Here is a 13,164-nt window from a genome sequence, read left to right as displayed (position 1 = left end):
GTCGGCCAGGCGCGAGCCGAAGCATCCCGGTCACGACGCACGCGCCCTCGCTGAGGGTTGCGTCGTCGCCACCACCAGTAGATGAGCTGTCAACGATTTCGTTAGACTGCCCCCATGGACGCACAACCGCGCTGGCTCGACCCAGAGCAGAAGGCCGCCTGGGACAGCTTCATCCGAATGCAGGAGACACTCATCGGACGGCTGTCGCGGCGCATCCAGGCCGACTCCGGATTGTCACCAGCCGACTACATCGTGCTCGTCAGCCTCACCGAAAGAGGCAACGGGCGGATGCGCTTCCTGGATCTGGCCAAACTCGTGGAGTGGGAGAAGAGCCGAATGTCCCACCAGGTCACGCGGATGGCGAAACGCGGGCTCGTGGCCAGGGAGGAATGCCCCGACGACGGACGCGGAGCATTCATCGTCGCCACCCCGGCCGGCTACAAGGCGATCGAAGAGGCCGCACCCCCGCACGTCGAGCACGTCCGCCGCCTGTTCATCGATGCCCTGACCCCGAACCAGCTCAGCACACTCGGCCGGATCTCCAAGCGCGTCCTGGACCACATGGAGAAGCAGCCGGACTGACCGGGCGGGGGACGCGACTGCCTGGATCACGAAAGGCCTGCCCTGCGCCGACCCGAAGGGACGTCCTGGCGCACGGGGCCGCCGGTGGATGAGGGTTTCCCTCCTCTCCCCTCACGCCAGGGCTGGAAGGGCGCAGGGTTTGCTGAGCTTGCACCCGGAACACTAGGACAACATGGTTGACCTGTCAACCTCTGGGGATCGGGGCAGAAGTAGCCGCACATCGGCCGCCCTTGGCGGCGGCAAGGCCGGCGCCGGGTGGCGCTGCCGGGGCTACACCATAGTGTTGCCGTTGGCGGATTTTTCGGCAGGGACGACGTCCCAGTGTTCCACGATGCGTCCGTTGTCCAGCCGGAAGATGTCGACGATAGCCACGGGGTTCGGGGCCCAGCCGTGGACGATGCTGTGGGTGAAGACCAGGTCGCCTTGGGCGGCGATCCGCTGCGGCTCCCAGGAGAAGCCCTCCAGGTTTGGAACGACGTTGCGCAGGGTGTCGAGCCCATTGGGCATCTGCGGGCTGTGCTGGATGCAGGGTTCGGCCCAGTATCGGTCTATCGCGGTGAGGTCCTTGTCGGCGGACAACTCGCGCATCGCGGTGAGTACGATGTCGACGTTGCGTTTTGCCTGATCGTCCTGCGCGGCGGCATGCTGGGTCATGGTCAGGCCTCCTTGATCGTTCCGATGAAGTGGTAGAGCTTGCCGTCGACGGTCACGTTGGAGTACAACTGCCCGTTTTCGAAGTCCTCCAGGTGCGTCACCGTAGCCCCGCTCACCTCGGTCCAGGAGTTCAGACAGACGCCTTCACGGATCTCTTGCAGCTTCAGAGCCACCGTTTCAGCGTGACCGTCGGGGGCGAGCCCCGCACCGTGCTCCACGACGAAGCTGCCCTGGGTCGGCGAATCGAAGGTGAACCGCACCTTTAGGTCGCCGAGGTCGAAGCGGTAGCTGTGGTCGGCTAGTCGCTTGGTCATGGCACGTCCTTCGGATGGTCGATCACAACCTCGACGACCATAAGTTGAAGTCTCAACTCACAGTCGGCGTTTGCGCAAGCCTTCTGAGACGTGGAACACACTCTGAGGCTTGTGGAGCCGCTCACGTCAGACGGTGGACCCCGCTGCGAGCGGCGTTCGACCTGGTTGACAACCCTCCGGTACAGGCCCGATGAGGTTGCCGCCATCCGCGCCGAGCAATGCACGTCGCTCGCTTGGGCGCCGTGCCGGCCCTGCGGTGACATCCCGCCTATTCGCCGACACCGTCGTAGGTCTACTCAAACCCATTGACTTGCCGTGCCGTCGAGGCGGCCCTCGCACGAGCATTGCCCGCTGGGGAGGGCGCATCGGCAGCACGAGGCGAGTCTCCGGTGTTACACCGGCTCCGACGGCCCCTTCGACAGACGCTGTTCGCCGCCGTGGCCGTCGACCCGCCGTGAGGGCGTACCTTGCGAGTCAGAGGCCAGAACGCCCGGAGGCCGGGTCGGGCCGCTGGGGCCGCTCGCCGAGGACCCGCGCGAAGAGCGCCTCCCGCAGGGCCACTTCACGAGGATCGTCCCAAAGCCGGAAGCCAGTGCGGTTCATCGCGTACGCGAATCCCGTACCGGTGTCCGGGTCTGCGAAGGCGAATGACCCGCCCAGGCCCATCGTGCCGAAGGCCCGGTCCGACTCGGAGCCGAACCTGAACGCCGGGAACGGCTTGACGTACCCCAGGGAGAACCTCGTCTCGACGCGCAGCACCTCGTCGAAGTGTCCGTTCGTCGGAGGTGGGGCAGCGACGCGCAACGCGTCCATCGTGGCATCGGTGAGACCCAGGGCGGCGCCGCCGGTCGCCACCTCGCCGTAGAGCTTGGCGATCGACCGCACCTGGCCGACGCCGTTGGCCGCCGGAATCTCCGCGGCCTGTACATCCGGCCGGTTGAAGTTCTCCACGGTGCCCAGCACCCGCGGATTGCCGAACGCCCTGGCGGTCAAGCCCCGTGGGTTCGCGTATGCCCGGACGAATGCTGCCGGCATCGCTCTCAGGTGCAGCATCATCTCCCAGGGACGGAATCCGTGGATACGGGCGACCTGATCGCGATCGGTGTCCTGCGGCAGGCCGAAGTGGAAGTCGAGGTCGAGCGGCGTCGCGACCTCGTCGGCGAAGAACCGGCCGATACGGCGTTTTCCGGGGTCGATCCGGCTGATGAGCTCGCTCTCGTACCAGCCCAATGACTGGCCGTGGTAGCCGTGCCGGGTGCCCGGCTCCCATGCCGGACGCTGTTCGGCAAGAGCCGTGGCGAGGGTGCGGGAGCCAGTCAGGTCGCCGAGCTCGAGTGGCCGGTCGATCACCGGCAGCCCGGCCTGATGGGCAAGCAGCTGGCGGACGGTGACATCGCCCTTGCCAGCGGCGGCGAATTCGGGCCAATAGGCCGCCACACGCTCATCGTGGTCGAGCAGGCCACGTGCGTGCAACACCAGGAGCGCCACTGCTGCCACGCCCTTGGACGTCGAGAAGACCGGCACCATCGTTTCCGCCTCCCAGGGAAGATGGTTGCGGCCGTCCCGGTAGCCGCCCCAGAGGTCCACGACCTTCCGCCCGCCGTGGTAGACGACGCAGGCAGCGCCGATCTCGTTGCGTACGGCGAAGTTCTCGCGAAAGGCGTCGGCCACTGCGCCATAGCCTTCATCCACGTCACCGCGAACCATGCGGCCTGGTACATCGAGCTTGAAGACCACTGCTTCCCCTTCATGTCGCGGCTCCCACCCTGGTGCGTGGGGTGACCCGCTGGTGTCGATTCGAGACGTCGCAACTGCACGCCGAGGGCGCGGGTCGCCGATCCGGTCGCAGCGACGCCGCCCCCTACAAGAGTGAAGCCGTAGTCGCGTCGCATCAGCGGAAGAGATCGGTCTGGCCGTTCGACGCGGTCAGGCCACCATCGACGGCGATGTGCGCGCCGTTGACGTACGAGGCGCCGGAGCCGGCAAGGAACGCCACGACAGCGGCCACCTCGGCGGGATCGCCGGGCCGGCCCATGGGCACCCGGTCGTCGAACCGGTCGCGCAACGGCGTACCTTCGGCGAGCGCTGTCCGGATCTCCTCGCTGCTGGTCGTCACACCGGGATGGACCACGTTGACCCGGATCTCCCGGCCATGGTCGAGGGCCATCGCATTGGTCAGATTGGCCACCGCTCCCTTGGTCGCGTTGTAAGCGGCCTGCGTCCAGTCACCACGCACGCCACCAACGGATCCGATGTTGACGATGCACCCGCGGACCGCGCGCAGGTGGGGCAAGGCGGCGCGGGAGGCAAAGAACAGGCCGTCGACGTTCACGCTCATCATGGCACGATAGGCATCCTCGCTCGTGCTCTCCACGGTGCCCGGCTGCGCCAGCCCCGCGTTGTTGACCAGGACGTCCAGACGCCCGAACCGCTCGGCCACCTCGTCCATGAGTGCGGTGGCGGCGGCCAGGTCGGAGACGTCGCCGACCCACGGGTGCATGTCACCCCCGTCCGGGCCGCTCTCGATGGCCTGGCGCAAGGTCGATTCGGTACGCCCCACCAGTACTGTGGTGTATCCGTCGGCGGCGAAGCGGTGCGCGATATGGACGCCCAGGCCGCCCCCGGCGCCGGTGATCACGGCCACGCGGCTGTTCTGGTCGTTCACCAAGTCCTCCTGTTGTGTGCGTGCTTCGAACACTAGGAAGATCACGGAAGTCTCGGCATGCATCAGGGCGACAACCGACCGGAACATCGGCGACAAACACATCCTGAGAGCAGACTCGTAGGACGATGGACGACAACAAGACGGCATCCTTCTCGCTCGACTCACACCGTGCGGCCATGACCGGTCGGGACGACTTCGAGCGGAGCTGGCGTACCCACGTCGGAGATGAGTTCCCCCTCCCCCGGTTCAGCGCGGCGACAGCGACCGACTTCCGGGTACGCTTCCGTGCCGCCAGGGTGCGCGACGTGGCGATCACCAGCGTGGACGGGGCGTCGGCAGCCCAGACGGCGGACGGACCGAGTCATGACGCCGATCAGGTCCGCCTATGGCTGGTGCACAGCGGAGCCTGGGCGCTGGGCAGCAAGCGAAACACCGTGGAACACACCGTGGTGGCGGGAGGTTTCCTGCTGCGGCATGCCGCACGGATGCATCACTTCGCTCTCCCGCCCCACACGAGAGCGCAGTGCATCGTACTGCCCGCTGCTCCCTTCTCTCTTCTACTCGGTGGCCGCGAAGTCGCCGGTCACGCCGACGCCGCCGAGGTACGCCTCCTGGTGGCGCACGCCAACATGGTTGAGGAGGCGCTGCCCGATCTGAGCCCGGCCGGTGTCCAGGCCGCGCGTGACACGCTGGTCGAGTTGGCCACCGCGGTGACGCACCACGGCTTCGACGATGTGAACACCCGCCTTGCCCCGGCCCTCGGCCAGGCGGCGAAGAACCTCGCAGAGCAGCGGCTCGCCGACGCCGATCTCTCGCCGACGATGCTGGCCCGGGAACTGAACGTTTCTGTGCGTACTTTGCAGCGCGCGTTCGCGGCGGGTGGGGAATCGGTGACCGCCTACATCCGGGAACGGCGCTTGGAGTTGGCAAGGCAGGCGCTGTCGGCTTCTCGGCTGGCCGTCTCGGAAATCGCCGCGCACTGGCAGTTCGCCGACAGCAGCCACTTCAGCCGCGCCTTCAAGCGGCGCTATGGACTCACACCCACCGAGTACGCCCGACAGAACACCTGATCAGAGGCGGACCGGCGTCAAACACTGCTCAAGGCCAACGCGCCCGCAAGCGCGAGGATGCAGATTCCCGAAATCTGGTCGACCCGACGAGCGATCGATCCCTTGTACGACCGAAGCCGCCATCGAAGAATCCTCCCGGCCCCGACGTAGAGGCCGCCAATGACGGCTTCAACGCCCATGTAGGCCAGGCCCAGAACGGCAATGTGCAGTTCCGCATCCCGTCCGCCGCTCGTGAATTGAGGGAGGAGTGCCGCGAAAAGCAGAAGCGCTTTGGGGTTGGTTATGGCGACCATAAATTCCTGGCGGGGGATCCGCCACCGACCGGTGCGGCCCTCTTCGTCCTCGACCACCGAAGCGGCCTCCGGCCTGCTTCTCAGCGCTGCCACACCAATCCAGACCAAATACGCTATTCCACTCCATTTAATTACGGCCAGCAGGCCAGGAGACTGCGCGAGGACCGCGCCGAGACCCAGTACGACGATGCCGATCAGCAGAGTGAAGGCAGCGAGGCGCGCGAGGATGCCGACAAGAGCCCAGGAAGCGCCGCATCGGATGGCGTTACTCAGGCCCAACAGCTGGTTCGCTCCAGGGATTATGGATATCAATACGGCAGAGGGAAGGAAGTCCATCCAATAGATCACGCTCCCAGCATCGGCCGTATGGCCAATGCTGGGTACGGAGGCACCGCGAGATATTGATCACGCAGTACGACAAACCTTCGATGCCGAGAAGCTCGATAATGCGCGCACCGATGTCGCCGAGTGCGAAAGCGCCAACCCCGCCTGCCAAGAGGGGCGCCCCCGACTGGCGACGCGCGGCTACACCCACCGCGACACGATCTAGTTGACACGCCAACCATAGAAGTGTCATGGTTTACGTGTCAACTAGATCGGCGGAGGTGGTGTGGGCGCGGGACCTGACCGGCGGGGAACTCGCGCAGGTCGCCCGGGACGGACGTCCCGCCCGGTCGTCACGAAGCACGCACCGCCACACCCCGACACAACGAAAGCGTTGAGCGAAGTGAACACGATGGATGTTTCGCAAATCGAGTTCGGTATCGACAGCTTCGGAGACCGGCCCCGAAACGACCAGGGCGTGATCGTCTCGCACGCGCAGGCGATCCGCGCCGCGGTGACCGAAGCGGTCCTTGCCGACCAGGTCGGTATCGACGTTGTTGCGTTGGGCGAGCACCACCGGCCCGAGTACGCGATCTCCAGCCCTGAGACAGTGCTGGCGGGCATCGCGACAGCCACGAAGCGCATCCGGCTGGCCTCGGGCGTGACAGTGCTGTCCTCGGACGACCCGGTGCGAGTGTTCCAGCGGTTCGCCACGGTCGATGCGCTCTCCAACGGCCGCGCCGAGGTGATCCTCGGACGCGGTTCCTTCACCGAGTCGTTCCCCCTGTTCGGGTACGACCTCAAGGACTACGAGGTGCTGTTCGAGGAGAAGATCGACCTTTTCCATCGGCTCCTGGACGAGAAGCCGGTCAGCTGGGAAGGCACCACGCGTGCCGCCCTGCACGATGCGGACGTGTACCCGAAGACGGATTCGGGACGTCTCAACACCTGGGTAGGGGTTGGCGGGACACCGCAGTCCGTACTCCGCACCGCTCAGTACGGCTTCCGGCTCATGCTCGCAATCATCGGCGGCGCCCCCGACCGGTTCGCTCCCTACGTGGATCTGTACCGGCGTGCCAGCCACGAGTTCGGCACGACCGCGCAGCCAGTCGGCACGCATTCGCCCGGCTTCGTCGCCTCCACTGACGAAGAGGCCAAGGAGCTCTTCTACCCTGGGTACAAGGAGATCCGCGACCGGATCGGGGGGCAGCGCGGCTGGCCGCCGATCCGCCGGGAAGAATTCGACGCCGAGGTGGACCGCGGGTCGCTGTACGTCGGCTCGGTCGAGACGGTCGCGGCCAAGATCGCCCATGCCATCCGGGTCCTGAACGCGGGCCGGTTCGACATGATCTACTCCGCCGCCGGCACCGTTTCAGCCTCCGCACGTCTGCGTTCGGTCGAGCTGTACGGCACCCAGGTCATCCCTCGGATCCGCGAGCTTCTGGCCGAGCAGCCCGCGGCCACGGCGGGAGCGGCGCGATGACCAACCCTGTCACCACTGTCGGGATCCTGGGAGCCGGGAAAGTCGGCACCGTCCTGGCGCGCCTGGCGGTCGCCGCCGGCTACCGAGTCCTGATCTCCGGGTCCGGTGATCCCTCCAAGATCGCGCTTACCACCAAGATCCTCACCCCCGGAGCGATCGCCGTATGGCCGACCCAGGCCGCGGATGCCGCCGACGTGGTGGTCCTGGCTCTCCCGCTCGGCAAACACCGCGACCTCCCAGTCCCGAAGCTGGAGGGAAAGCTGGTCATCGACGCGATGAACCACTGGTGGGAGGTCGATGGTCCCCGCGACGCGATTCTCCCTCCCGACACCTCTTCGAGCGAAGTCGTTCAGCGGTTCCTGACAGGCGCACGTGTCGTGAAAGCCCTCAACCACATGGGTTACCACGACCTCGAGGACGGGGCTCGTCCAGCCGGCGGCCTCGGACGCAAGGCCATCGCGATCGCCGGCGACTCGCCCAAGGATCTCGCCGTCGTGTCTGCGCTGATCGACACTCTCGGATTCGACCCACTCACCATCGGCGACCTCGCAGCGGGCGTCCGGCTCGAGCCCGGAACCCCCGCCTTCGGAGCCAATGTCGACGCCGACCGGCTTCGCGTACTTACCGCCACCCCCGCTCCGACAAGGCTTTTTGAGCACTCGTAACAGAAGTACAGAAGCACCTCGGCCGGACCGGAGAGCCGTGGCCACGCCGTGACGGTCGAGCTCGATCTCGCCAGCCCGATCAGCTCCTACACAATTGTTCGTGCCGCCGAAACACCCGTCGGCACGGCCGACTTCGTCGTCATACCTGGCGCAAGCGAAGAGCGAATATTCTTCCATACCGAGGTGTGCCAGGATTTCGGTGGACGTGATCTGGTTGCGCTGCTGGTGAGCAAGGCACTCACAGACAGCATTCGCAAAAATGTCACCGTCGTGCCGTTGTGCCCGATGTTCGCTCGCCATCTGCGGGTGCATGGCGACGAATTTGTCGCGCATCGACAATGTGACGCAGTGAAGCGCCGCCAGGTGCCTCCTGATATCAGGGCGGACGCAACGCGGTTCTCACGGCGCGAAGATGGCAATTATGCATGGAGGACGAATGCGGCCAATCATTCCCGACTATCTGGCCGAGGTACTGAGAGATGTGGAGTCGGACACGTCCGGAGAGCCGGCGGGATACATCCCTGAGCTCGCAGCAGCGGACCCCGAGCGCCTCGGTGCGGCCTTTGCCATGGTTGACGGAGAGGTCTATGGTGCCGGTGACATCGATGTCGAGTTCACAATCCAATCGATCTCCAAGCCGTTCGTGTATGCGTTGGCCCTGTCTGATCGCGGATTCGATCCCGTGCTCGCCAAAGTCGGTGTCGAACCGTCCGGAGAGGCGTTCAACGAGATCTCTCTCGAAAGCGATACGGGGCGCCCTCTCAATCCCATGATCAACGCTGGCGCGATGACCGTGCACTCACTGGCCGGCGCGGAGGACCTGAATCCGACGGAGCGTGTGGAACGCGTGCTCCACGGCCTCTCGGCGTTCGCCGGTCGTCGACTGGCGATGGATGAGGCGGTATGTGCGTCAGAGATGGAGCACGCGCACCGCAACCTCGCCATTGCCCACATGCTCCGCAGTCACGATGTCCTCACCAAGGACCCAAGGACCATCGTGGACGGCTACACCCGCCAGTGTTCCGTGCTCGTCACCACGCGTGATCTGGCCATGATGGCCGCGACGTTGGCCAACCGTGGGATCAACCCTCTCTCGGGCGAGCAGGTGGTGCCGGAACCGGTGGCGCGTCAGGTGCTGAGCGTCATGTTCAGCTGTGGAATGTACGACGCCGCTGGTGACTGGGCGACCCAGGTCGGGTATTCCAGCAAAGAGCGGGGTGGCCGGGGGCCTGATCGGCGCGCTCCCCGGACAGATCGGCATTGCCACGTTCTCACCACGACTGGACGGTCACGGGAACAGCGTTCGCGGGGTGTCACTGTTCGAGCGATTCTCTTCGGACATGGGTCTGCATGTGATGGAGGTCCCCGCCGCCGCGCGTGCCGTCGTGCGGTCCCACCATGTCGTTGGCAGCGGACCGAACGCGCTCCGGGTCCTGCAACTGCAAGGTGGCGTCGGCTTTGCCGGAGCCGAGAGAGTTGTTCAGGAAGCCATGGACATTTTGCCTTCGGACGTCAGGGTGGCTTTGGACCTGACAAGGGTCTATTCGATCGACGATGTGGCACGGCGCGTGCTGCTGGAGGTCGCACGCCGGCTGACGCTGGCTGGTCACGAGGTCTACCTCGTCGACCCAGAGGCGAATCCTCTGACCCGCCTCCGATAACACAGAGTTCTCACACACAGATATGGGCCGGTGTTCGTTTCGTCGGCCAGGAGGGAAAGAAATCATGGGTTACATCACCGTCGGCACGGAGAACAGTACGCCGGTCGAGCTCTACTACGAGGATCAGGGTTCCGGTCAGCCGGTCGTCCTGATCCACGGCTACCCGCTGAACGGGCACAGCTGGGAACGTCAGACGCGCGAGCTGTTGGCCCAGGGCTATCGGGTCATCACCTATGACCGTCGTGGCTTCGGCCAGTCGTCGAAGGTGAACTCCGGTTACGACTACGACACCTTCGCCGCTGACCTGAACACGGTCCTTGAGACCCTCAACCTCCAGGACGTCGTCCTTGTCGGTTTCTCGATGGGCACCGGGGAACTCGCCCGCTACGTGAGTCGCTACGGTCATGAGCGTGCCGCGAAGCTCGCCTTCCTCGCTTCGCTCGAGCCGTTTCTCGTCGCCCGCGACGACAACCCCGACGGGGTGCCGCAGGAGGTCTTCGACGGCATCGCCGCGACCGCAAAGGCGGATCGGTACGCCTGGTACAAGCAGTTCTACGCGGACTTCTACAACCTCGACGAGAACCTCGGCACCCGTATCAGCGAGGAGGTCGTGACCGGTAGCTGGAACGTCGCGATCCGCAGCGCTCCGGTGGCTGCGTACGCTGTGGTATCGGCATGGTTCGAGGACTTCCGCGCCGACGTCGAGGCGGTCCGCGCGAGCGGCAAGCCCGCACTGATCCTGCACGGAACGAAGGACAACATCCTCCCGATCGACGCCACTGGGCGCCGATTCCACAAGGCACTCCCCGAGGCCGACTACGTCGAGGTCGAAGGAGCACCGCACGGCCTGCTCTGGACCCACGCAGACGAGGTCAACACCGCGCTGCGCGACTTCCTCTCGAAGTGACGGTGGATGACCGGCTGTTTCCCTGACGGCTTCTCATGACGCGGAACCGCGTCATCGCCGCCGACGAGAGGCGTATGTGGCGCCGAACTGTTGTTGAGGCGCCGCATACGCTCCTCGAACGCGGGAGGGATACGACATGCCGTGGAGCACTCGCCGGCTCGCAGCTGGCGGACACGACAGTGAACACCATCCGCCACTGTCACCGTCTCGGTCTGCTCGATGAACCGGAGCGCCGGCACAACGGATACAAGCGGTACGAGGTGCGGCACCTGGTGAGTCTGCTGCGCATCCGATGTCTCGCAGAGCTCGGTGTGCCGCTCGCACAGATCGGTGACGTCAGCCCCGACACCGACAGCACACCGGGCGCCCTGCGCAACCTCGACGCCGAGCTCCAGCGGCGCATCGAGCGCTTGAAGAAGGCGCGGACGGACATCGCAACGATCCTCCGCGCCCGCGCGCCGGCGGACGTCCCTGCCGGATTCGAGTCCGTGGCAGCTCGGCTGTCCGAGGCCGACAGCTCGATGATTCACATCAACGGACAGCTGTACGACCAGAACGCGTTGGCGGACGTTCAGAAGATGGTGGAGGCGGACACCGACGACGTCAGTGCTGACATCGATCGCTTGCCGGCGGACGCAGACGAGGAGACGCGGAAGCTTCTGGTCGAAAGGCTCGCGCGGATTCTCGTTGCACAAACCCTGCCCAATGAGCACTGTGCATCGTGAAGTTGCAGGTCACGGGGCTGGTGTGGGCGCTTCTTGCCGTGCTCGCGCTGGTCGGTGGGTGGTGTCCACGTTGAAGATCGTCTGACCGGGCGGCTGAGGCCGTTCTCGGGTTTTGCTGCGTTCACCGTGGTGACGCTCCTACGATCGTTGAGGCCGACTCGGGTGGCCTTCACGTTGATCATCTTCTTAGCAGCTGTCCCACGCGTATGCCTGATGCCTTTGGCCCTACGCCCCGGGACCGGTCCCGGGTGGGCAGCGGTAGTAGTGGACAGTCGAGCCAACGGCTGATCACGCAGTTACCGCGCCCAGGGAGTGTACATGCCCATAGGAGCCATGTCGTTTTGCGTAGCCGCAAGTCAGACTGCATCCAGCCCCGCGCAGTGGGTGCTGATTGTCGCGATCATTCTGTTGAGTGTGTGCTGTGTTCTCGTGTTCGTAGGAGGACTGGGCTTCGGATGCCTCGGCACGGTCACGGCCGCGCTCTTCTTTCCGATCAGCCGCTTTGTTGCCACTTCCTTGGGGGCCAGTGGATTAACGGCCGGGTTGATCGGTGCGCTTATTGCGGAGATCGCGTTCCTGGTTTCGTGTGGGTCTGTCGCTGCGGTGCTCGACCACCGCGAGCAGCGGGAACGGCGGGCCGAGCTGGCGTACTGGGAAACGTGGCGGAAGCGGCCTCGGGGCATGGGTGAGATGAGGGAGTATTGGAATAGCGGAGAGTGATCTACGGTCGGCCGCGTTTGGCGGCGGTTGAGGCACCTACTCCCGGGCGGGCACTTCGAGTGGAGCCTGAGCAACCGGTTTGCCAAGCCGCTAGGCTCCGCCATGCCCAGTGAGTGCATCGTGAAAGCTGCACGTCAGATGGTCTGGTGTGCGTAGGTGTTGGGTGGCTCGGGCAGGTCCGGGGCGTTAGTCCAGCGACATGGTCATCCGTCAGCGCATGACTTCCCGGTTCGTCAGCACGAGCAGGGCTCGCACCAGCGCGGTCGCCCACTTCGGGTCGGTGCGGACCTTGGTGAGGACGCGCCAGTTCTTCAGATGGGCGAAGCCGTGCTCGACCGGGGCCCGCACCGCAGCCAGTGCCTTGTTGGACAGCTTCTGGCCGCGGGTCAGGGGCCGGTTCCGAGCCGCCTTGTAGCCGCAGATCACCGCAGGGTCGGCGTCAGGACGACCGTCGTCGAGGCCGACGAACCCCAGGTCGGCGATGGCGCCGAGCCCGGCGGCCCGCAGGTGGGCGGTGAGCTTGTCGTGGCGGCAGGCGGTGATCTCGGATGTGCGTCCGGGCCGCACCGCGGAGATCCACACCAGTCGGCCGCGGTCGTCGGTGAGCGCGATCACGAGGAGGCCATGGTATTTGTGCTTGCCCGAGTAGTTCGGCCGGTTGTCCGTCCCGGTGCGCCGGCGGGTGCGTATTAGGGAGCCGTCCAGCAGGACCACGCCGCCACCCCTTCGGGCGATCTTCTTCAACGCGCGGTCCAGGCGCGGGGCGCGGTCGGCCAGCAGGCCGACGACCTCGCGCACCCACCGGCTCACGGTGGTGCGGTGCACCCCGTTCCCGCCGGCCAGATCGCCGGGCCGCTGGTCACAGCGCAGCACCGCCAGCACGATGCCGGCGATCTTTCCGGTGGGCAGCACCCGCCACCGGGAGCCGATCTTCTTCAGGTGGCCGCGTATCAGGTCGGCGAGATAGTTCAAGGTCGCGCTCGACAGCGGCAGGCGGGCGGTGTAGACAAGGCCGTCAGGGCCCTCGGCGAGACCGTTGTTTTTCTTCACACCAAACTCAACTGCCGCCGGGTGCCAGCCAGTTACGGCTCGCTTACGCCG

The 13,164-nt window shown here is 65.7% G+C and carries 15 protein-coding genes and 1 pseudogene; 10 read left to right on the top strand and 6 right to left on the bottom strand.

All coding sequences use genetic code 11. The features are described 5' to 3' along the window. Positions 1 to 114: 114 nt before the first annotated feature. Positions 115 to 582, top strand: a complete 468-nt coding sequence (locus tag ACFV2X_RS40215; protein ID WP_385626255.1) for a MarR family winged helix-turn-helix transcriptional regulator — start codon at positions 115 to 117, stop codon at positions 580 to 582. 270 nt (positions 583 to 852) lie between these two features. Here the strand turns inward: ACFV2X_RS40215 and ACFV2X_RS40210 are convergent, their stop codons facing one another. The 4 genes from ACFV2X_RS40210 to ACFV2X_RS40195 all read right to left on the bottom strand — a co-directional run bounded on the left by ACFV2X_RS40210 (position 853) and on the right by ACFV2X_RS40195 (position 4,302). Continuing rightward, complete coding sequence (locus tag ACFV2X_RS40210) at positions 853 to 1,236, bottom strand: nuclear transport factor 2 family protein (RefSeq protein ID WP_385626254.1); 384 nt, start codon at positions 1,234 to 1,236, stop codon at positions 853 to 855. A gap of 2 nt (positions 1,237 to 1,238) precedes the next feature. Beyond that, positions 1,239 to 1,550, bottom strand: coding sequence for a hypothetical protein (locus ACFV2X_RS40205; RefSeq protein ID WP_385626253.1), 312 nt, complete (start codon positions 1,548 to 1,550; stop codon positions 1,239 to 1,241). 474 nt (positions 1,551 to 2,024) lie between these two features. Next, positions 2,025 to 3,221 carry a serine hydrolase domain-containing protein gene (locus ACFV2X_RS40200; protein ID WP_385626252.1) on the bottom strand — a complete coding sequence of 399 codons (1,197 nt, stop codon included), beginning with the start codon at positions 3,219 to 3,221 and terminating at the stop codon, positions 2,025 to 2,027. A gap of 220 nt (positions 3,222 to 3,441) precedes the next feature. Further along, on the bottom strand, positions 3,442 to 4,302 hold the full coding sequence (locus tag ACFV2X_RS40195) for an SDR family NAD(P)-dependent oxidoreductase (RefSeq protein WP_385626282.1): 861 nt from the start codon (positions 4,300 to 4,302) through the stop codon (positions 3,442 to 3,444). A gap of 89 nt (positions 4,303 to 4,391) precedes the next feature. Between ACFV2X_RS40195 and ACFV2X_RS40190 the strand changes: the two genes are divergently transcribed. Beyond that, positions 4,392 to 5,285 (top strand): helix-turn-helix transcriptional regulator, encoded by an 894-nt coding sequence (locus ACFV2X_RS40190; protein ID WP_385626251.1) that lies wholly within the window; start codon positions 4,392 to 4,394, stop codon positions 5,283 to 5,285. Positions 5,286 to 5,302: 17 nt separating this feature from the next. Here the strand turns inward: ACFV2X_RS40190 and ACFV2X_RS40185 are convergent, their stop codons facing one another. Continuing rightward, entirely contained in the window at positions 5,303 to 5,926 is a 624-nt protein-coding gene (locus ACFV2X_RS40185; RefSeq protein WP_385626250.1) for a LysE family translocator, read from the bottom strand. Between the two features lie 388 nt (positions 5,927 to 6,314). On the opposite strand from ACFV2X_RS40185, the gene ACFV2X_RS40180 reads away from it, so the two are divergent. The 8 genes and pseudogenes from ACFV2X_RS40180 to ACFV2X_RS40145 all read left to right on the top strand — a co-directional run bounded on the left by ACFV2X_RS40180 (position 6,315) and on the right by ACFV2X_RS40145 (position 12,063). Further along, positions 6,315 to 7,385: an LLM class flavin-dependent oxidoreductase gene (locus ACFV2X_RS40180; protein WP_385626249.1), complete on the top strand. Its 1,071-nt coding sequence runs from the start codon at positions 6,315 to 6,317 to the stop codon at positions 7,383 to 7,385. Then, positions 7,382 to 8,050, top strand: a complete 669-nt coding sequence (locus ACFV2X_RS40175; RefSeq protein WP_385626248.1) for an NADPH-dependent F420 reductase — start codon at positions 7,382 to 7,384, stop codon at positions 8,048 to 8,050. Before ACFV2X_RS40180 ends, ACFV2X_RS40175 begins: the two co-directional genes overlap by 4 nt. Before the next feature lie 48 nt (positions 8,051 to 8,098). Next, a complete protein-coding gene (locus ACFV2X_RS40170) occupies positions 8,099 to 8,575 on the top strand; it encodes a GNAT family N-acetyltransferase (RefSeq protein ID WP_385626247.1) in 477 nt (158 codons plus the stop codon). Next, positions 8,463 to 9,200 (top strand): annotated as a pseudogene (locus ACFV2X_RS40165) (glutaminase); the annotation flags it as partial. The gene ACFV2X_RS40170 and the pseudogene ACFV2X_RS40165, both read left to right, overlap by 113 nt. A gap of 67 nt (positions 9,201 to 9,267) precedes the next feature. Further along, positions 9,268 to 9,711 (top strand): glutaminase, encoded by a 444-nt coding sequence (locus ACFV2X_RS40160; protein ID WP_385626246.1) that lies wholly within the window; start codon positions 9,268 to 9,270, stop codon positions 9,709 to 9,711. Positions 9,712 to 9,775: 64 nt separating this feature from the next. Beyond that, entirely contained in the window at positions 9,776 to 10,618 is an 843-nt protein-coding gene (locus tag ACFV2X_RS40155; RefSeq protein ID WP_385626245.1) for an alpha/beta fold hydrolase, read from the top strand. A 35-nt stretch (positions 10,619 to 10,653) separates the two neighbouring features. Then, the gene (locus tag ACFV2X_RS40150) at positions 10,654 to 11,343 is read left to right on the top strand and encodes a MerR family transcriptional regulator (RefSeq protein WP_385626244.1); all 690 of its coding nucleotides are present in this window, start codon (positions 10,654 to 10,656) and stop codon (positions 11,341 to 11,343) included. A gap of 318 nt (positions 11,344 to 11,661) precedes the next feature. Beyond that, complete coding sequence (locus tag ACFV2X_RS40145) at positions 11,662 to 12,063, top strand: hypothetical protein (RefSeq protein ID WP_385626243.1); 402 nt, start codon at positions 11,662 to 11,664, stop codon at positions 12,061 to 12,063. A gap of 210 nt (positions 12,064 to 12,273) precedes the next feature. Here ACFV2X_RS40145 and ACFV2X_RS40140 read toward each other — a convergent pair whose 3' ends face one another. Continuing rightward, positions 12,274 to 13,113, bottom strand: a complete 840-nt coding sequence (locus ACFV2X_RS40140; protein WP_385626242.1) for a transposase family protein — start codon at positions 13,111 to 13,113, stop codon at positions 12,274 to 12,276. Positions 13,114 to 13,164: the final 51 nt, after the last annotated feature.

Source organism: Streptomyces sp. NPDC059679 (assembly GCF_042734105.1).
In the GTDB taxonomy this organism is placed as follows: domain Bacteria; phylum Actinomycetota; class Actinomycetes; order Streptomycetales; family Streptomycetaceae; genus Streptomyces.
Note: the sequence above shows the minus strand (reverse complement) of the source record. Positions and strands in the feature narration are given on the sequence as shown.

Excerpts from the sequence above, each read along its gene's own strand:
- ACFV2X_RS40215 (WP_385626255.1), top strand. The coding sequence starts at position 115 with ATGGACGCACAACCGCGCTGGCTCGACCCAGAGCAGAAGGCCGCCTGG.
- ACFV2X_RS40210 (WP_385626254.1), bottom strand. The coding sequence starts at position 1,236 with ATGACCCAGCATGCCGCCGCGCAGGACGATCAGGCAAAACGCAACGTC.
- ACFV2X_RS40205 (WP_385626253.1), bottom strand. The coding sequence starts at position 1,550 with ATGACCAAGCGACTAGCCGACCACAGCTACCGCTTCGACCTCGGCGAC.
- ACFV2X_RS40195 (WP_385626282.1), bottom strand. The coding sequence starts at position 4,302 with ATGTTCCGGTCGGTTGTCGCCCTGATGCATGCCGAGACTTCCGTGATC.
- ACFV2X_RS40190 (WP_385626251.1), top strand. The coding sequence starts at position 4,392 with ATGACCGGTCGGGACGACTTCGAGCGGAGCTGGCGTACCCACGTCGGA.
- ACFV2X_RS40180 (WP_385626249.1), top strand. The coding sequence starts at position 6,315 with ATGGATGTTTCGCAAATCGAGTTCGGTATCGACAGCTTCGGAGACCGG.
- ACFV2X_RS40175 (WP_385626248.1), top strand. The coding sequence starts at position 7,382 with ATGACCAACCCTGTCACCACTGTCGGGATCCTGGGAGCCGGGAAAGTC.
- ACFV2X_RS40155 (WP_385626245.1), top strand. The coding sequence starts at position 9,776 with ATGGGTTACATCACCGTCGGCACGGAGAACAGTACGCCGGTCGAGCTC.
- ACFV2X_RS40150 (WP_385626244.1), top strand. The coding sequence starts at position 10,654 with ATGACGCGGAACCGCGTCATCGCCGCCGACGAGAGGCGTATGTGGCGC.
- ACFV2X_RS40145 (WP_385626243.1), top strand. The coding sequence starts at position 11,662 with ATGCCCATAGGAGCCATGTCGTTTTGCGTAGCCGCAAGTCAGACTGCA.